The 17,617-nt window shown below is 74.3% G+C and carries 14 protein-coding genes and 3 pseudogenes; 11 read left to right on the forward strand and 6 right to left on the reverse strand.

Annotated elements, in window-relative coordinates; all coding sequences use genetic code 11:
• Window positions 1–54: 54 nt before the first annotated feature.
• The gene (locus KPL57_RS09840) at window positions 55–945 is read right to left on the reverse strand and encodes a dienelactone hydrolase family protein (protein ID WP_226351349.1); all 891 of its coding nucleotides are present in this window, start codon (window positions 943–945) and stop codon (window positions 55–57) included.
• Window positions 946–1,062: 117 nt separating this feature from the next.
• Between KPL57_RS09840 and glmS the strand changes: the two genes are divergently transcribed.
• The 8 genes and pseudogenes from glmS (at window position 1,063) to rimI (ending at window position 10,150) form a co-directional block, all read left to right on the forward strand.
• Entirely contained in the window at window positions 1,063–2,922 is a 1,860-nt protein-coding gene (glmS, locus tag KPL57_RS09845) for a glutamine--fructose-6-phosphate transaminase (isomerizing) (protein WP_226351350.1), read from the forward strand.
• A gap of 56 nt (window positions 2,923–2,978) precedes the next feature.
• A pseudogene (locus tag KPL57_RS09850) lies at window positions 2,979–4,491 on the forward strand (NAD(P)H-hydrate dehydratase).
• A 51-nt stretch (window positions 4,492–4,542) separates the two neighbouring features.
• Window positions 4,543–5,815: pseudogene (gene argG, locus KPL57_RS09855) on the forward strand (argininosuccinate synthase); the annotation flags it as partial.
• A 299-nt stretch (window positions 5,816–6,114) separates the two neighbouring features.
• Window positions 6,115–7,240, forward strand: a pseudogene (gene alr, locus KPL57_RS09860) (alanine racemase).
• Window positions 7,241–7,422: 182 nt separating this feature from the next.
• Complete coding sequence (locus KPL57_RS09865; protein WP_226351392.1) at window positions 7,423–8,490, forward strand: alpha/beta fold hydrolase; 1,068 nt, start codon at window positions 7,423–7,425, stop codon at window positions 8,488–8,490.
• Window positions 8,487–8,963 (forward strand): tRNA (adenosine(37)-N6)-threonylcarbamoyltransferase complex ATPase subunit type 1 TsaE, encoded by a 477-nt coding sequence (gene tsaE, locus KPL57_RS09870; protein WP_075310190.1) that lies wholly within the window; start codon window positions 8,487–8,489, stop codon window positions 8,961–8,963. The genes KPL57_RS09865 and tsaE overlap by 4 nt, the downstream gene beginning before the upstream one ends.
• A 10-nt stretch (window positions 8,964–8,973) precedes the next feature.
• Entirely contained in the window at window positions 8,974–9,663 is a 690-nt protein-coding gene (gene tsaB, locus KPL57_RS09875) for a tRNA (adenosine(37)-N6)-threonylcarbamoyltransferase complex dimerization subunit type 1 TsaB (RefSeq protein ID WP_226351351.1), read from the forward strand.
• 67 nt (window positions 9,664–9,730) lie between these two features.
• The gene (gene rimI, locus KPL57_RS09880; protein WP_374203685.1) at window positions 9,731–10,150 is read left to right on the forward strand and encodes a ribosomal protein S18-alanine N-acetyltransferase; all 420 of its coding nucleotides are present in this window, start codon (window positions 9,731–9,733) and stop codon (window positions 10,148–10,150) included.
• Here the strand turns inward: rimI and KPL57_RS09885 are convergent.
• The 3 genes from KPL57_RS09885 to KPL57_RS09895 all read right to left on the reverse strand — a co-directional run bounded on the left by KPL57_RS09885 (window position 10,129) and on the right by KPL57_RS09895 (window position 12,825).
• Entirely contained in the window at window positions 10,129–11,040 is a 912-nt protein-coding gene (locus KPL57_RS09885) for an aldo/keto reductase (protein WP_226351352.1), read from the reverse strand. The two genes, rimI and KPL57_RS09885, sit on opposite strands and share 22 nt — an antisense overlap.
• Window positions 11,041–11,057: 17 nt before the next feature.
• A complete protein-coding gene (locus KPL57_RS09890; protein WP_226351353.1) occupies window positions 11,058–11,381 on the reverse strand; it encodes an alkaline phosphatase D family protein in 324 nt (107 codons plus the stop codon).
• Window positions 11,382–11,442: 61 nt separating this feature from the next.
• Window positions 11,443–12,825, reverse strand: a complete 1,383-nt coding sequence (locus tag KPL57_RS09895) for an alkaline phosphatase (RefSeq protein WP_226351354.1) — start codon at window positions 12,823–12,825, stop codon at window positions 11,443–11,445.
• A gap of 279 nt (window positions 12,826–13,104) precedes the next feature.
• Between KPL57_RS09895 and groES the strand changes: the two genes are divergently transcribed.
• Together groES and groL are read left to right on the forward strand one after the other, a co-directional pair.
• Window positions 13,105–13,395, forward strand: coding sequence for a co-chaperone GroES (gene groES, locus KPL57_RS09900; RefSeq protein ID WP_020623960.1), 291 nt, complete (start codon window positions 13,105–13,107; stop codon window positions 13,393–13,395).
• A gap of 120 nt (window positions 13,396–13,515) precedes the next feature.
• Complete coding sequence (groL, locus tag KPL57_RS09905) at window positions 13,516–15,138, forward strand: chaperonin GroEL (RefSeq protein ID WP_020623961.1); 1,623 nt, start codon at window positions 13,516–13,518, stop codon at window positions 15,136–15,138.
• A 130-nt stretch (window positions 15,139–15,268) separates the two neighbouring features.
• Here the strand turns inward: groL and KPL57_RS09910 are convergent, their stop codons facing one another.
• Window positions 15,269–15,610: a WhiB family transcriptional regulator gene (locus KPL57_RS09910; protein WP_226351355.1), complete on the reverse strand. Its 342-nt coding sequence runs from the start codon at window positions 15,608–15,610 to the stop codon at window positions 15,269–15,271.
• Window positions 15,611–15,694: 84 nt separating this feature from the next.
• On the opposite strand from KPL57_RS09910, the gene KPL57_RS09915 reads away from it, so the two are divergent.
• Window positions 15,695–16,624 (forward strand): hypothetical protein, encoded by a 930-nt coding sequence (locus KPL57_RS09915; protein WP_226351356.1) that lies wholly within the window; start codon window positions 15,695–15,697, stop codon window positions 16,622–16,624.
• Here KPL57_RS09915 and KPL57_RS09920 read toward each other — a convergent pair.
• On the reverse strand, window positions 16,595–17,596 hold the full coding sequence (locus KPL57_RS09920) for an IS1634 family transposase (protein ID WP_308252838.1): 1,002 nt from the start codon (window positions 17,594–17,596) through the stop codon (window positions 16,595–16,597). The genes KPL57_RS09915 and KPL57_RS09920 overlap by 30 nt on opposite strands.
• Window positions 17,597–17,617: the final 21 nt, after the last annotated feature.

Raw genomic sequence — 17,617 nt, forward strand, 5'->3', positions numbered from 1 at the left:
CGCGGGCGGCGGATCCCTGTGTCGGCGGACCTGTGCGGGCGCGGGGCGGAGGGGTCAGCGGCCGATGCCGAGGAGCCCGGTCGGCTGCTGGTCCTGCTCGTCGTCGGGCTGCGAGGTGAGGTCCACCAGCGGGGCCCCGGGCACGTTCCCCGAGGTCAGGGAGGACACCCGCTTCTCGTTCTGCAGCTCCTGCATGAGGAACGCGGTCATCAGCGCCCGGGTGATCTTCCGGGTCCGGTGCTGCGGGCGGTTCTGCAGCAGGAAGCTCGTCCAGTGCCTGCCCTCGCAGAACCCGAGGTGCCCGGCCTTCTCGATCTCGCGCAGCGTCACGTCGGTGCCGGCCTCGTGCTGGGCGGTGGCGATCCGCTGCGCGTGTCCCTCCATCGGGGCCAGCGAGTCGACCGCGGCGGCGAGGTGCAGCGTCGGGACGGTCACCGCGGCGGCCGCCTCGATCGCGGACGGCTTCACCTCCGACGCGGCGAGGGTCACCAGCGCGCCGAGGCGCTCGCGCCGGGCCGCGGCGAGGACGGCCGCGCCGCCCCCGGTGCCGTGCCCGACCAGGGCGGTCTTGCGGGCGTCGACGCTGACGTGGCCGTCGCCGAGCCGGACGCCGACGCACACGTCCAGGACGGTGTTCAGGTCCGAGGCGAACTGGGCGATGCTCGGGACCGGGCCGCGCTGGGTGTTCGGCGCGGCGGCGACGAAACCCCAGGTCGCGAGGTGTCGCAGCAGCTCGTGGTAGCGGTGCGCGGGCTGCAGCCACGCGTGCCCGACGACCACGGCGGGCAGCTGGTAGCCCTCCGCGGGGGTGTAGACGATGCCCGGCAGGCCGATGAGCCCCAGGTCGCCGTACTTCACCGGGTTCGGCCCCGGACGTGACAGCACACCGAGGGCGTCCTTGGCCCCCTTCGTCGACGGGGGGCGGGTCACGCTGGTCCGGGCCACGGACGGCACCGTACCGGTGCAGGTCACCGCGTGCCCGCCTCGCACGGGCGCCCGGCGTGGCGCCGGTCGCACCCGTCGCCCGAAGATCGGCAACCGGGCGTCGATACGCTCAGCCTTATGTGTGGCATCGTCGGTTACGTCGGTCATCGGTCCGCACTCGGCGTCGTCCTCGGCGGCCTGCGACGACTGGAGTACCGCGGTTACGACTCCGCCGGCGTCGCGCTGCCGGACGGCGGTGAGCTGCTGGTCGAGCGCAAGGCGGGCGCCCTGGCCAACCTGGAGGCACGCCTCGACGAGATCGGGCGGGACCGGTTCACCGGGACCTCGGGCATCGGGCACACGCGGTGGGCGACGCACGGCCCGCCCACCGACCGCAACGCCCACCCGCACCGCAGCAGCGACGGCCGGCTCGCGGTCGTCCACAACGGCATCATCGAGAACTTCCTGGAGCTGCGGGCCGAGCTGGAGGCGCAGGACATCTGGGCGGAGTCCGACACCGACACCGAGACCGCCGCGCACCTGGTCGCGCTCGCCTACGCCCACGGTGACACCGCCGGGGACCTCCCGGCCTCGGTGCGCGCCGTCGCCCGGCGGCTGGAGGGTGCGTTCACCCTCGTCGTGACCCACGCCGACGAGCCGGACCGGATCGTCGCCGCCCGCCGCAACTCCCCGCTGGTGCTCGGCATCGGCGACGGCGAGACGTTCCTGGCCTCCGACGTCGCGGCGTTCATCGAGTTCACCCGCTCCGCGGTCGAGCTCGGCCAGGACCAGGTCGTCACGATCACCCGGGACGGCTACGAGGTCACCGACTTCATCGGGGAGCCCGTGGCGGTCAACCCGTTCGAGGTGACCTGGGACCTCGCCGCCGCCGAGAAGGGCGGCCACGACTACTTCATGCTCAAGGAGATCGAGGAGCAGCCGACCGCGATCGCCGACACCCTGCGCGGCCACCTGGTCGACGGGCGCATCGTGCTCGACGAGCAGCGGCTCACCGACCAGGAGCTGCGCGACGTCGACAAGGTCTTCGTCGTCGCCTGCGGCACCGCCTACCACTCCGGTCTGCTCGCGAAGTACGCGATCGAGCACTGGACCCGGATCCCGGTCGAGATCGAGCTGGCCAGCGAGTTCCGCTACCGCGACCCGGTGCTGGACCGCTCGACGCTGGTCGTCGCGATCTCCCAGTCCGGTGAGACCGCGGACACCCTGGAGGCGCTGCGCCACGCCAAGGAGCAGAAGGCCAGGGTGCTGGCCATCTGCAACACCAACGGGGCACAGATCCCGCGCGAGTCCGACGCGGTGATCTACACCCACGCGGGCCCGGAGATCGGCGTCGCCGCGACGAAGACGTTCACCGCCCAGGTCGCGGCGAACTACCTGGTCGGCCTGGCCCTGGCGCAGGCGCGCGGCACCAAGTACCCGGACGAGGTGGTCCGCGAGTTCGAGGAGCTGGAGGCCATCCCGGCGGCCGTCGCCCAGGTGCTGGAGTCCCTCGGCGAGGCCCGTGCGCTCGGGCAGGAGCTGGCGCCGTCGAAGGCGGTGCTGTTCCTGGGTCGGCACGTCGGCTACCCGGTGGCGCTGGAGGGCGCGCTCAAGCTCAAGGAGCTCGCCTACATGCACGCCGAGGCGTTCGCCGCCGGCGAGCTCAAGCACGGTCCGATCGCGCTGATCGAGGACGGGCTGCCGGTGGTCGTGGTGATGCCGTCGCCGAAGGGGCGCGCGGTGCTGCACTCCAAGCTGCTGTCCAACATCCAGGAGATCAAGGCGCGCGGGGCGCGCACCGTCGTCCTCGCCGAGACCGGCGACGAGACGGTGCGCCCGTTCGCCGACCACCTCTTCGAGCTCCCCGCGGTGCCGACGCTGCTGCAGCCGCTGGTCGCGACGATCCCGCTGCAGGTGATCGCGGCCGAGATCGCCCGCGCCCGCGGCTACGACGTCGACAAGCCCCGCAACCTGGCGAAGTCGGTCACCGTCGAGTGAGCGGGCGCCCCGCTCCACGACCGCCGAACCCGGCCGCCCGGGCTAGCCTCGCGGCCATGCACGGGCTCCACACCGCGGACCAGGTACGGGCGGCCGAGGCGGCCATGATGCGCACCGTCGGCGACGGGGTGCTGATGCGCCGGGCCGCGGCGGGGCTCGCGCACCACGTGCGCGCGTTCCTCGGCGCGACCTACGGCCGCCGGGTGGTGCTGCTGGTCGGGGCGGGTGACAACGGCGGCGACGCGCTGTGGGCCGGCGCCGAGCTGCGCCGCCGGGGCGCGCACGTCACCGCGGTGCTGCTGGCGCCGGACCGCGCGCACCCGGCCGGGCTCGCCGCGCTGCGTGCCGCGCGCGGGCGGGTGCTGGCCCTGCACACCCCGCCGGTCTCCGATCCCGGCCCCGCCGCGGCCGGTGCCCTCGACCCGGCCCGGGCGCTGGTCGCGGGGGCGGACGTCGTCGTCGACGGGATCGTCGGGATCTCCGGGCGCGGTGCGCTGCGCGACCCGGCCCCGGACCTGGTCGCCGCCGCCGACGGGGCCGGCGTACCGATCGTGGCCTGCGACCTGCCCTCGGGGGTCGACTGCGACACCGGGGCGACCGACGGGCCGCACGTCCGTGCCGCGCTGACGGTCACCTTCGGCTGCCGCAAGCCGGTGCACGCCCTCGCCGCCCCGCTGTGCGGGCCGGTGCGGCTGGTGGACTTCGGGCTCGGGCCGTTCCTGGAGGGGACCGAGCCGCACGCGTGGGTGCTGTCCGACGGCGACGTCGGCGCCCGCTGGCCGGTGCCCGGCCCCGACGACGACAAGTACAGCCAGGGCGTCGTCGGGATCGCCGCCGGCTCGGCCACCTACCCCGGCGCCGCCGTCCTCGCCGCGGGCGCCGCGGCCCTGGCCACCTCCGGGATGGTGCGCTTCGCCGGGTCCGCCGCCGACGAGGTCCGCAGGCACTGGCCGGAGATCGTCGCCACCGGGGACATCACCGACGCCGGACGCACCCAGGCCTGGGCGGTCGGGCCGGGGCTCGGCACCGGCGGGCAGGGCCTGGCCGTGCTGGAGGAGGCACTCGGCCGCGAGGTGCCGCTCTGCCTCGACGCCGACGCGATCACCCTGCTCGCACAGCACGCGCACCTGCGGGAGCGGATCCACGGCGAGCCCGTCGTGCTCACCCCGCACGCGGGGGAGTTCGCCCGGATCGCGGGTGAGGTCGGGCCCGACCGGATTCGGCGCCGCCCGCCGCGCCGCCGCCGACCTCGGGGTGACGGTGCTGCTGAAGGGGAACGCGACCGTCGTCGCCGCACCGGACGGACGGGTGCTGGTCGACCCCGCCGCGGACTCTTGGGCCGCGACCGCGGGCTCCGGCGACGTGCTCACCGGCATGATCGGCGCGTTGCTCGCCGCCGGGCTCGACCCGTGGTGGGCGGCGGGCTGCGCGACGCTGGTGCACGCCCGCGCCGCGACGGCGGCCGCCCGCGAGCACGGCTGCCGCCGGTCCCGGCCTCCGGCGTCGGCGATGCAGGCGGCGATCCCGGTCGCGCTGCGGGCGGTGCGGGCGGCCGCAGGCCCGTACTGAAGCGGCACACCGGCGGACCTGCGCCGGGAGCGGGTTGTTAGCGTTCCGCGCGTGCCGAAGATCCTGACCAGCCTCCCCGTCGGCGAGCGCGTCGGCATCGCCTTCTCCGGTGGCCTCGACACCTCCGTCGCGGTCGCCTGGATGCGCGAGAACGGCGCGGTCCCCTACGCCTACACCGCCGACCTCGGACAGCCCGACGAGCCCGACCTCGTCGCCGTCCGCGAGCGCGCGCTGGAGTACGGCGCCGAGGCCGCCCGCGTCGTCGACTGCCGCCGTGCGCTGGTCGACGAGGGCATCGCCGCGATCGCCTGCGGTGCCTTCCACATCCGCGCCGGCGGGATGCCCTACTTCAACACCACCCCGATCGGCCGCGCCGTCACCGGCACGCTGCTGGTCCGCGCCATGGCCGACGACGGCGTCTCCATCTGGGGCGACGGCTCGACCTTCAAGGGCAACGACATCGAGCGGTTCTACCGCTACGGCCTGCTCGCCAACCCGGCCCTGCGGATCTACAAGCCGTGGCTGGACGAGGCGTTCGTCGACCAGCTCGGTGGCCGCGCGGAGATGAGCGCCTGGCTCGGCGAGCGCGAGCTGCCCTACCGGGACTCCGCGGAGAAGGCGTACTCGACCGACGCCAACATCTGGGGCGCCACCCACGAGGCCAAGAAGCTCGAGCACCTCGACACCTCGATCGAGATCGTCGAGCCGATCATGGGCGTCCGGTTCTGGGACCCGGCCGTCACGGTCGAGACCGAGGACGTCACCGTCGAGTGGGAGTCCGGGCGCCCCGTCGCGATCAACGGTGTCCGCTACGACGACCCGGTCGCGCTGGTCGCCGAGGCCAACCGGATCGGTGGCCGGCACGGCCTGGGCATGACCGACCAGATCGAGAACCGGATCATCGAGGCCAAGAGCCGGGGCATCTACGAGGCTCCGGCGATGGCGCTGCTGTTCGTCACCTACGAGCGCCTGGTCTCCGCGATCCACAACCACGACTCGCTGTCGGCCTACGAGGAGCAGGGCCGTCGCCTGGGCCGGCTGCTCTACGAGGGCCGCTGGCTGGAGCCGCAGTCGCTGATGCTGCGCGAGTCCCTGACCCGCTGGGTCGGCAACGCTGTGACCGGCTCGGTCACCCTGCGGCTGCGCCGCGGCAACGACTGGTCGGTGCTCGACACCCGCGGCCCCGCCCTGGCCTACGCCGAGGACCGGCTGTCGATGGAGCGTGTCGAGGACGCCCCGTTCACCCCGGGCGACCGTATCGGCCAGCTCACCCTGCGCAACCTGGACCTGGCCGACTCGCGCGCCAAGCTGGAGCAGTACTCGGCCACCGGGATGCTCGGCGGCGAGTTCGGCACCTTCGTCGGCGAGGTCGAGGCCGGGCGTGCGGCGGAGATCACCGCGACGCCGTCGGACCCCGACGCCGAGCAGGCGGAGGAGTCCCTCGACCGGGCGGCGATGGAGGCCGGGAAACGACTGAGCCGGGCGCAGGACCGGGCCCCGTCGGGCCGGGATGCGATGATCGGGGCCGTGTCACCCACGACCGACCACGCTCCCGGCCCGGGACCCGGACGCACGTACGGGCCCGGCCACGGTCGCGTCCCCGGCGCACCGGCGGCCGAGGCGGTGGTCGACCTCGACGCCGTCCGGCACAACACCCGGTACCTGTCCGGTCTCGCCTCGGGCGCCGAGACGATGGTCGTGGTCAAGGCCGACGGCTACGGCCACGGCGCCGCCGCCGTCGCCCGGGCGGCGCTCTCGGCAGGGGCGACCCGGCTCGGCGTCGCCACCCTGGACGAGGCGCTCGCGCTGCGTGCCGATGGCGTCGAGGCGCCGCTGCTGTCCTGGCTGCACCTGCCCGACGAGAACTTCGCCGCCGCCGTCGCCGCCGGGGTGGAGCTGTCGGTGTCCGGCCGTGAGCACCTCGCCGCGGTGCTGGCCGGTGCCCGCGCCGCGGGCCGCAGGGCCCGGCTGCACCTCAAGGCCGACACCGGGCTGTCGCGCAACGGCTGCCCGCCCGGCGAGTGGCCCGCCCTGCTCGACGCCGTCGCTGACGGGGTCGCCGACGGCACCTGCGAGGTCGCGGCCGTCTGGTCGCACCTCGCCGCCGCCGACGAGCCGGGCCAGCCCGCCGTCGACAGCCAGGCCGCGCGGCTGCACGCCGCCGCCGCGCTCGCCCGGGACCGCGGGTTCGCACCGCAGCTGCACCTGTGCAACTCCGCGGGCCTGATGACCCGCCCCGACCTGCACCTCGACGTCGTCCGGCCGGGGATCGCCGTCTACGGCCTCGACCCGATCGCCGACCCCGCCGACAGCCCGCTGCGCCCGGCGATGACGCTGCGCGGCCGGGTCGCGCTCACCAAGACCGTCGAGCCGGGCGAGGGCGTGTCCTACGGCCACGAGTGGGTCGCCCGCGAGCCCCGCACGCTGGCGCTGGTGCCGCTGGGCTACGCCGACGGCGTCCCGCGCCGCCTCAACGACGGCGGTCGGATGCGCGTGCGCATCGGCGGCACCGTCCGGCCGGTCGCCGGGCGGGTCTGCATGGACCAGTTCGTCGTCGACTGCGGCCGGCCGGGGGACGCTGCCGGTCGCGATCGGCGACCCGGTCGAGCTGTTCGGCACCGGCACCGCGGGCGGCCCGACCGCCCGCGAGTGGGCCGACGAGCTGGGCACCATCCACTACGAGATCGTCACGGGCGTCCGGGGGCGGGTCCGCCGCACGGTGACCGACGGGCGCGGGGGAGTCGCATGAGCCGCAGGGGATGGACCGTCGCCGGGATCGCGGGCGGTGTGGTCGGCGCGGCGGGCGCCGCGGCCGGGGTCGGTGTCGCCGCGCAGCGACGCAAGATCGCCGCCACCCGCCGCAGCCTGGCCACCGAGATGTCCGCGCACGCCGAGACGCCGCCGGGCACCGTCGGCGAGGAGATGTCGGTGATGGCCGACGACGGCATCCGCATCGCCTGCGAGGTGGTCGCGCCGGCCGACGGCTCGGAGCCCGCGCTGACCGTCGTGCTCGTGCACGGGTTCGCCCTCGACCGGCGCACCTGGCAGGAGCAGCGGCCGCACCTGGCCGGGCTGACCGCCCCGTCGGTGCGGATGGTGCTCTACGACCAGCGCAGCCACGGCCGCTCCGAGCGGGCGCCCGCGGACTCCTGCACGATCGACCAGCTCGGCCGCGACCTCGACGCCGTGATCCGCTCGCTGGCCCCCGAGGGGCCACTGGTGCTGGTGTCGCACTCGATGGGCGGCATGACCGTGATGGCGCTGGCCGAGCAGCACCCGGAGCTGTTCCACGAGCGCGTCGCCGGGGTGGCGCTGGTGTCGACCTCGGCGGGGGAGATGGCGTCCTCGGGGCTGCCGGGGACGTTCCTGTCCCGGCGCAACCCGATCATCCGGACCCTCGGTGGGCTCGCCGCGTGGCAGCCCGGCCTGGTCGAGACGGGCCGGCGCGCGCTGGGCGACATCATCTGGATGTTCACCAAGCGCTTCGCCTACGGCGACCGCCAGGTCGACCCGCGGATGGTCGACCTCGTCGACACGATGATCGACTCGAACGCCGTCGGCGCGCTCACCGACTTCGTCGACACCCTCGGCACCCACGACCGGCTCGCGGCGCTGCCCGGCCTGTCCGGCTGCGAGGTGCTCGTCCTGGCGGGCGACGGCGACCGGATCATCCCGTGGCGGCACAGCGAGGTCATCGCCGAGGCGATCCCGACCGCACGGCTGGTGCGGCTGCCCGGGGTCGGGCACATGCCGATGCTGGAGCAGCCCGAGGTCGTCGACGCCGAGCTGGACGGGCTGATCGCCCGCACCACCGAGCGCACCGCGGGCGGCGAACTGCGGGCCAAGCGGCCGCCGCAGGTCACCGACGCGAGCGAGGACGACCAGGCCGCGGCGGGCGGCGGCGCCCTGCAGGGGCTGCTGCGCAGCGCGGGCCGGGTCCGCCGGGGCAGCCGCGTCCCGGCCAGGGCCGGGCGGTCCCGGAAGAAGGACCGGCCGTGATCCCCGCTCCCGGGGCGGACGCCGTCGTCGCGGAGCTGCCGACCGTCGCCGACACCGAGTCCTTCGGCGAGACGGTCGGCCGCGAGCTGGTCGCCGGCGACGTGGTGCTCCTGGCCGGTCCACTCGGTGCGGGCAAGACCGCCCTGGTCCGCGGCCTGGCCCGCGGGCTCGGGGTGACCGGCACGGTGGCCTCGCCGACGTTCGTGATCGCTCGCGAGCACCCCTCCGCGGGCGACGGCCCGGCCCTGGTGCACGTCGACGCCTACCGGCTGGGCGGTCCCGACGGGGACGTGGACGTGGCGGCCGAGCTGGACGACCTCGACCTCGACACCGAGCTGGACCGCGCGGTCGTCGCCGTCGAGTGGGGCGTCGGGGTCGCGGAGCGGCTCGCCGGGTCCGCGGTGACGATCGCCCTGGAGCGCCGCGACGACGACACCCGGGTCGCGACGCTGCGCCGTACCGCGCGTCCGTAGGCTCGCGGACGTGCTGGTACTGGCCCTCGACACCGCGACGACCGTCGTCACCGCCGGTCTCGTCGACCTCCGCCCCGACGGCGCGCCGGTGACCGTCGCCGCCCGCGCGCACGACGGCCGCCGGCACGGCGAGCTGCTGATGCCCGCGGTCCGGGCGCTGTGCGCCGAGGCGGGCCGTGCGCTCGCCGAGGTCGGGGCCGTGGTCGTCGGCGTCGGCCCGGGCCCGTTCACCGGGCTGCGGGTCGGGATCGCCTCGGCCGCCGCGCTCGGCCACGCCCTCGACGTGCCCGTGCACGGCGTCGTCACCCACGACGCGCTCGCCTGGGGACTGCACACCGGCGGGAACCTCCTGGTCGTCACCGACGCCCGGCGCCGGGAGGTGTACTGGGCCGCCTACGACGGCTCCGACCCCGCCGACTCCCACTCGGTCCGCAGGCTGTCCGGTCCCGCGGTCGAGGCCCCGGAGGCGCTGGCCGCGCGCCTGGACGAGCTGGCGATCGGCACCGTGATCGGCGATCCGGCGTTCGCCGACCGGCTCGGCCGCGACATCGGCGGCCCCGGCGCCCCGACCGTCGACGGGCTGGTCGGCGTCGCCGCGGCGGACCTGCTCGCCGGCCGGGCCCCCGCCCCGGTCGAGCCCCTCTACCTGCGCCGCCCGGACGCCGTCGAACCGACCGGGCGCAAGCGCGTCACCGCATGAACGCCACCGTCGCGCTGGGCCCGCTGTACCGGTCCGACGCCCGCGCTGCGCGGAGCTGGAGCAGATCCTGTTCCCCGGGGACGACCCGTGGAGCGCGCAGGCCTTCCGCGACGCCGTGACCTCCGGGCAGCTCTACCTCGCCGCCCGGGCCGGGGACGAGCTGGTCGGCTACGCCGGGCTCGCCGTCGTCGCCGGGCCGCCGATGGCCGAGGCGGAGGTGCACACCATCGGCGTCGACCCGGCCTGGCAGGGCCACGGGATCGGCCGTGCCCTGCTGAACGGGCTGCTCGCCGTCGCCGACGAGCTGGCGGCCACGGTGTTCCTGGAGGTCCGCACCGACAACGAGCCAGCCCGGGCCCTCTACGAGAGCGCCGGGTTCACCGTCGTCGGGGTGCGCAAGCGCTACTACCGGCCGTCGATGGCCGACGCCTACACGATGCGCCGCGACCGCGTGCGCACGCCCGCTCAGGACGTCGCGGACAGGTAGGACAGCAGGCGCAGCTCGTCCTCGGTCAGCTCCAGGGTGAGCATCGGCAGCAGCTGCTCCAGCTGCTCGGGGTTCCGCGCGCTCGCGATCGGCGCGGTCACCGCGGGCTGTGCGGCCAGCCAGGTCAGCGCGATCGCCGGGACCGGCACGCCGTAGCCGGCGGAGATCTCGTCGAGCCCGGCCAGCACGGCGCGGCCGCGGGAGTCCAGGTACGCCGCCGCGCCCTCGGCCCGCGGGCCCTCCGGCGCGGGGGAGTCCGGCCGGTACTTGCCGGTGAGAAAGCCCTTGGCCAGCCCGAAGTAGGGGTGCACGGCCAGCTTCTCCGACTCGGCGAGCGGGGCCAGGCCCGCCTCGAAGTCGTCGCGCTCCATGAGGTTGTAGTGCGGCTGGATGGCGCTGAACGCGGTCAGCCCGTCGCGCGCGGAGATCTCCAGCGCCGACCGCAGCCGCTCCGGGCTGAAGTTCGACGCGCCGATCTCGCGGACCAGCCCCTCGCGGACCAGTGCGTCGAACGCGTCGAGGGTCTCCTCCTGCGCGGTCGCCTCGTCGTCGCGGTGGGCGTAGTACAGGTCGATCCGGTCGGTGCCCAGGCGGCGCAGCGAGTCCCGCGCCGCCGCCGCGATGTTCTCCGGCGACAGACCCTCCCGGCCGGGCAACGCGCCGACCTTCGTCGCGAGGTGCAGCGCGTCGCGGTTGCCGCGGGCCGCCATCCACTCGCCGAGGATCGTCTCGGACTCGCCGCCGGAGTTCCCCGGTGCGCGCCACATGTAGGAGTCCGCGGTGTCGATCATCCGTCCGCCGGCGTCGACGAAGGCGTCGAGGACGGCGAAGGAGGTCTCCCTGTCCGCCGTCCAGCCGAACACGTTCGCGCCGAGAACCAGGTCAGCCACGTCGCCGAACCTACTCCTCAGACGGGCCGCAGGCCGGGCCGCCGGTCCTCGGTCACGAACCGTCCGCGCGTCTGCACCGGGGCGCCCGGCTGCTTCACGAACGGCACCACCTTGAACTCGGCCTCCATCCGGTCCGCGGTGAACCGGGTGCTGACGTAGCCGCGGCGGTTGTTGTGGAACCGGATGTGCGGGTTCTCGGCGAGGACGGTGTCGGAACCGTTCTGCTTTTCCGAGCCGTCACCGCCCGAGGTGATCGAGCTGGACACCAGCTCGGTGCCGACCACCGGCGAGGCCAGGGCCCCGGCAAAGTCGCTAGATGATCTTGTGGTGGGCCGTGACACGCGGCACCGTTGCGGCGCCGCGCGGCGCTATAGCTGGTCACAGACAGGTGCAGTGCGGCAATCAGAAGGCCGCGGGGGACGGTTCCCACCGTCTATCACGACTTTGCCGGGGCCCTGCCGGCGAGGCGGGGTCGTCGAAGCGGCGCTTGACGTCGGCGCCCCAGTGCGCGTGCACGTCACCGGTGAGCACCACGAGGTTGCGGGCCCGCCCGCGCTGCGTGGCCGCGACCCAGGAGTCGACGACGCGGTCGCGCGAGCCGGGGTAGCCGTCCCACGCGTCGGGGTTGAAGCCGCGCCCGGCGCCCGGGGTGTAGTCGACCTGGGAGAAGAACACCTGCTGGCCGAGCACGTCCCAGCGGGCGCGGGAGCGGGCGAAGCCGTCGGCGATCCAGCGTTCCTGCGCCGAGCCGGGCAGCGAGCGGGCCGGATCGGTCCGCTCCGCGCAGTCGCTGCGGAACTCGTCGCCGCAGGGCTGGTCGCCGCGGTACTGACGGGTGTCGAGCATGTGGAAGGTGACCAGCCCGCCGTAGCCGACGCGCCGGTACAGCCGCATGGCCGCGCCGCGGGGGCGCTGGGCGGCGCGCAGCGGCATGTTCTCCCAGTACGCGCGGAACGCGGCGGCCTTGCGGGCGGTGAAGTCGCCGGGCGGGTCGATCGGCAGCTCCCGGACGTCGCCGGCCCAGTTGTTCTCGACCTCGTGGTCGTCGAACACGACCAGCCAGGGCGCGGCCGCGTGCGCGGCCTGCAGGTCGGCGTCGGCGTGGTACTGGGCCAGGCGCTGCCGGTAGCCGGCCAGCGTCGTCGTCTCCGGGCCGGCGTGGTCGCGCACGTTCCCGCCGGGCGCGACGTAGTCCTTCGCCGGGTACTCGTAGATGTAGTCGCCCAGGTGCAGCAGGACGTCCGGGCGCTCCTCGGCCATCCGCCGGTACGCGGTGAACCAGCCGTGCTCGAACTGGGAGCAGGAGGTGAAGGCCATGTGCACCGGCGTCATCGACGCCGGCGGTGGCGCGGTGCGGGTGCGGCCCGCGTCGGAGACGGTGCGGCCCACGCGGAAGCGGTAGTGGTAGTCGCGGCCCGGTCGCAGCCCCGGCACCTCGACGTGCACGCTGTGGCCCGCCTCCGGCCCGGTGCGGACCCGGCCGCGACGCACGACGCGGGTGAAGCGCTCGTCGTCGGCGACCTCCCACTCGACGTCGGTGGCGCGGTTCCCGACACCGCCCAGGCCGTCGTCGGCGAGGGGGTCGGTGGCGAGCCGGGTCCACAGCACGACCGAGGTCGCGTCGGGTTCCCCGGAGGCGACGCCGAGACCGAACGGGTCGCCGGGCGGCCGGGCCGGTGCGGGCCCGGGCGCCGCGGCGGCGGCGCCCGGCAGCAGGGGTGCGGCGGCGGTGACGGCGGCGGCGGTGAGTCCGGCGCGCAGCAGCGAACGGCGGGAGGTGACCACGATGTGCAGTGCAACGTTCCCGATCGAGTGACACCCGGCGGCCCGGCGACGAGGACGTGAACAACGGGCGACGACCGGGAACTCCGGACACTCCCGGACGGTGCGGTTGAGCCCCCGCTCGGCTTCTGGCACTCTCATGGATAGAGTGCCAATGCGCGCGGCGGACGACCTCCGCCCCGACACCCGCGACGGCGGGGCGGGAGTCGTCACGTGCGCGCTGCTGACACCGCTAGAGAACCCGTGACACCGGATTCACCCCAGGAAGGGGAGGTCATCGTCGTGGCGAACATCAAGCCGCTCGAGGACAAGCTCGTCGTCCAGGCCAGCGAGGCGGAGACCACCACCGCCTCCGGCATCGTCATCCCGGACACCGCCAAGGAGAAGCCCCAGGAGGGCAAGGTCCTGGCCGTCGGCCCGGGCCGGGTGGACGACAACGGCAACCGCGTCCCGCTCGACGTGGCCGTCGGCGACGTCGTCATCTACTCGAAGTACGGCGGCACCGAGGTCAAGTACAACGGCGAGGAGTACCTGATCCTCTCCGCGCGCGACGTGCTGGCCGTCGTCAACTGACGCGAGCCATCGCCTGACGTACCGCCCCGGGTGGTCCACCCCACGGTGGTCCGCACCGGGGCGGTCGCGTTTCTCCCCCGAGAACCAGAGCGAAACTCCGAGAGGTAGCGAGAACAAGACATGGCGAAGCAGATCAGCTTCGACGAGGACACCCGTCGCGCGCTCGAGCGTGGCGTGAACCAGCTCGCCGATGCCGTCAAGGTGACGCTCGGCCCGCGTGGCCGACACGTCGTCATCGACAAGAAGTTCGGCGGTCCGACCGTCACCAACGACGGCGTGACCATCGCCCGTGAGGTCGACCTCGAGGACCCGTTCGAGAACCTCGGCGCCCAGCTGGCGAAGACCGTCGCGACCAAGACCAACGACGTCGCCGGTGACGGCACCACCACCGCCACCGTGCTGGCCCAGGCCCTGGTGAAGGAGGGCCTGCGCAACGTGGCCGCCGGTGCCGCGCCGTTCGCCCTCGGCCAGGGCATCGCCGCCGCGTCGGCGAAGGTCTCCGAGGTGCTGCTGTCCAAGGCCACCCCGGTCGACGCCAAGAGCCACATCGCGCAGGTCGGCGCCATCGCCTCGCGCGAGCAGGAGATCGGCGACCTGATCGCCCAGGCGATCAACACCGTCGGCAAGGACGGCGTGATCACCGTCGAGGAGGGCTCCACGCTCTCCACCGAGCTGGAGATCACCGAGGGCCTGCAGTTCGACAAGGGCTACCTGTCGCCGTACTTCGTCACCGACTCCGAGTCCATGGAGGCGGCGCTCGACGACCCGTACATCCTGCTGCACCGCGACAAGATCAGCTCCATCCAGGACCTGCTCCCGCTGCTGGAGAAGGTGCTCGGCGAGGGCAAGCCGCTGCTGATCATCGCCGAGGACGTCGAGGGCGAGGCCCTGTCCACGCTGGTCGTCAACTCGATCCGCAAGACCGTCAAGGTCGCCGCGGTCAAGTCGCCGTTCTTCGGCGACCGCCGCAAGGCGTTCATGGACGACCTCGCGGTCGCCACCGGCGGTCAGGTCATCAACCCCGAGGTCGGCCTGAAGCTGAACGAGGCCGGGCTCGAGCTGCTGGGCCGCGCCCGCCGCGTCGTCGTCACCAAGGACGCCACCACGATCGTCGAGGGCGCCGGCGCCAAGGCCGACGTCGAGGGCCGTGTCGCGCAGCTCAAGCGCGAGATCGAGGAGTCCGACTCCGACTGGGACAAGGAGAAGCTCCAGGAGCGCCTGGCCAAGCTCTCCGGCGGTGTCGCGGTCATCAAGGCCGGTGCCGCCACCGAGACCGCGCTCAAGGAGCGCAAGCACCGCATCGAGGACGCCGTCGCGGCGACCCGTGCGGCGGTCGAGGAGGGCATCGTGCCCGGCGGCGGTTCGGCGCTGGTGCACGCCGCGGCCGAGCTCGACGGCGGCCTGGGCCTGACCGGGGACGCCGCGACCGGTGTCGCGATCGTCCGCAAGGCCCTGTCGGCCCCGCTGTTCTGGATCGCCGAGAACGGTGGCGACGAGGGCGCGATCGTGGTGTCGAAGGTGGCCGAGGGCGGCTGGGGGACCGGGTACAACTCGGCGTCCCGCACCTTCGGGGACCTGCTCGCCGACGGCGTCATCGACCCGGTCAAGGTGACCCGGTCGGCCGTGGAGAACGCCGCGTCCATCGCGCGCATGGTGCTGACCACCGAGAGCGCCGTGGTGGACAAGCCGGAGGAGGCCGATCCGGCCCCGGCCGGTGGCCACGGGCACGGTCACGGGCACTGAGCCCTGGCTCAGCTCCACCCCGAGCACGACGACGGCGGGCGACCCGAGGGTCGCCCGCCGTTGTGCGTTGCGGGGCAGGAAGTGGATGTGCCGTCCGTCGGGAGATGGGAGCCCCCGTCGGTCGGGGCTCTCAGGCGGTGTGGACGGGAACGTCCACCGGCTGGACGGCCGCCTCGGCGGCGACCTTGAGCGTGCGGCGCGGACCGCGGATGATCGCGTCCCGCTCGGACTCCGACAGGCCGCCCCAGATGCCGTAGGGCTCGTGCACCTTGAGTGCGTGCTCGCGGCACTGCTGCACCACGGGGCACTCGGAGCAGACCTGCTTCGCTCGGGTCTCGCGACGGGCCCTGGCGGGACCGCGCTCACCCTCGGGGTGGAAGAAGAACGCGCTGTCCATCCCCCGGCAGGCTCCCTCCATCTGCCAGTCGTAGATGTCGGCGACCGGGCCGGGAAGCCTCCGGATGTCCGCCATGTTCGTCACCTGCCTTCGCTATCGAACCTGACGACGCTCAGATTCCCTGGCCACGGCGGCCGCAAACCTGATTCGAGGTGAACGATGGTGCACGTCCGACAGGGTGGTGCAGACCGAGCGTCGTCGGCCGGGATCCGGGCCCTGCTCACCGGGGCGGCGACGGACCGGGAGGTGGCCGGGGCGGCGCGCCCGGACGGGGCACCGGAGCTGCGGTGGGCGGCCGCGGTCGCCCGGGGCGGCTCCGGGCACTACGCGGCCGCGGCCGCGCTGCTCGACGGGGTGCGCCGTGACCCGGCGGCCGGGGTGGTGCCGCGGGCACACGCGACCGTCACCCGGGCCTCCCACCTGCGGCAGCTCGGCGGGCACCGCGCCGCGGCCGCGCTCGACGGCGCCGCGCTGCGACTCGTGCTGCCGGACGCGGGGACCCCGCGTGACCCCGGGCCGTGGGGCCTCGACCGCGCCGCGGCCGTCGCCGACGCGCTGACCGGTCTCGCCGCCGACGCGCTCGGTCGCCTCGACGTCGCGACCGCCGCCGCGCTGCTGCGCCGGGCCGGACCGTGGTGCGGCCCGCAGGGTCACCGCACCCGGGTCCGGTACGGATGGGTGCGGGCGGAGACCGCGCTGGTCGCGGGGGACCCGGCCGCGGCGCTCGCCGCCGCCGACGAGGCACTGGCCGGGGCGCTGGCGCTCGGGTCCGCACGGCACGTGCTCAAGAGCCGTCTGGTCCGGGCGGTCGCCGCCGGGGTGGCGGGGCGGGACCGGGCGGGCGTCGTCGCGGCGCTGGACGCGGTGGCCGCGGACGCGCTCGCACACGGGCTGCTCCCGCTGCACCGCCCCGCGCTGCTCGCCCGGGCCGGCCTCGCGGGGCCAGGGCCGGACGGGGCATCGGAGCCGGCCGGGGGTGGCCCGGATGCCGTACCCGTCGGGCCGCACCGCGGGCGGGCGGGGGCCGATCGGGCGACGCCGGACCCGAGTTGCACAGGTTTAGTGCCCCGGGGCGTTGATGGCGGGTAGCCGGTTGAGGATGGCGCGGGCCTGGTCGGTGATCTGCGGCGCTGCAGTGATCGGGTGACCGCCGACGTCGACGCGGATGGTGCGTAGCGGACGCAGGGTCCTGATCAGTGTCTTGATGGTCACTCCGGTGGCGTCCTGCAGGTGCCGCGAGACCGCGAGGGCGGCGAAGACGACGGTGAGGTGGGCTTCGATGGTGTCGCGTTCGCGGTGGAAGACCGGCCGGGCGCGTAGGTCGGATTTGGTCATGCGGAAGCTGGCCTCGACCTGCCACAGGTCGTGGTAGGCGGCCACGATCGCGAGTCCACCCATGGTGGCCTCTGGCAGGTTGGTGACGTAGCCCTTCAAACCCGCGAGCTGGCGGGCGCGTTCGACCAGGGCCCAGTCGACCTCGGTTCCGCTGTTGGCGATGCGCACGAAGCGGTCCTTCTTCAACGGCCGGGTGCCGGCGGCGACCTTCTCGGCGCGGTCGACCATGGCGTTGATCGCCCGGTCGTCGTGTTTGTGCCGGGCGAACCGGTACTGGTAGACGGTCCGGCGCGAGCGTTTCGCCTTACCCGTCCCTATGTCGCGGCGTGACTCGAGGATCTGGCCATCGTCGAAGGCGTTGCCGTGGCGTTCGAAGTGCATGGCCAGGTCGTAGGGCGCCTTGCTGATCCTCGACCCAACGATGAACGAGAACTCGTTGTCCTCCAACGCGTTTAGGTTGCTCGCGGACAACATCCCGGCGTCCGCGACGACGACCATGTCCCTGACCTGGTGCCGCTTACGGAACTCGTCGAGCACCGGGAGCAGGGTGGTGGTCTCGGCCTTGTTCCCTTCGAAGCAGCGGACCTCGAGTGGAAACCCGGACGGGTCCACGAGCAGCCCGACCTGGATCTGCGGGTCGACCCGGCGTTCCTTGCTCATCCCGACCTTGCGCAGCTTGTCCTCGTTCTCGACCTCGAAGTGCAGCGTGGTCACGTCGTAGAGCACCAGCGACACCGGACCCGACCC

Source organism: Pseudonocardia sp. ICBG601, from assembly GCF_020496245.1.

Coding starts and splice junctions, on each gene's coding strand:
- glmS (WP_226351350.1), top strand. CDS start 1,063: ATGTGTGGCATCGTCGGTTACGTCGGTCATCGGTCCGCACTCGGCGTC.
- KPL57_RS09865 (WP_226351392.1), top strand. CDS start 7,423: ATGGCCGACGACGGCATCCGCATCGCCTGCGAGGTGGTCGCGCCGGCC.
- groL (WP_020623961.1), top strand. CDS start 13,516: ATGGCGAAGCAGATCAGCTTCGACGAGGACACCCGTCGCGCGCTCGAG.
- KPL57_RS09910 (WP_226351355.1), bottom strand. CDS start 15,610: ATGGCGGACATCCGGAGGCTTCCCGGCCCGGTCGCCGACATCTACGAC.
- KPL57_RS09915 (WP_226351356.1), top strand. CDS start 15,695: ATGGTGCACGTCCGACAGGGTGGTGCAGACCGAGCGTCGTCGGCCGGG.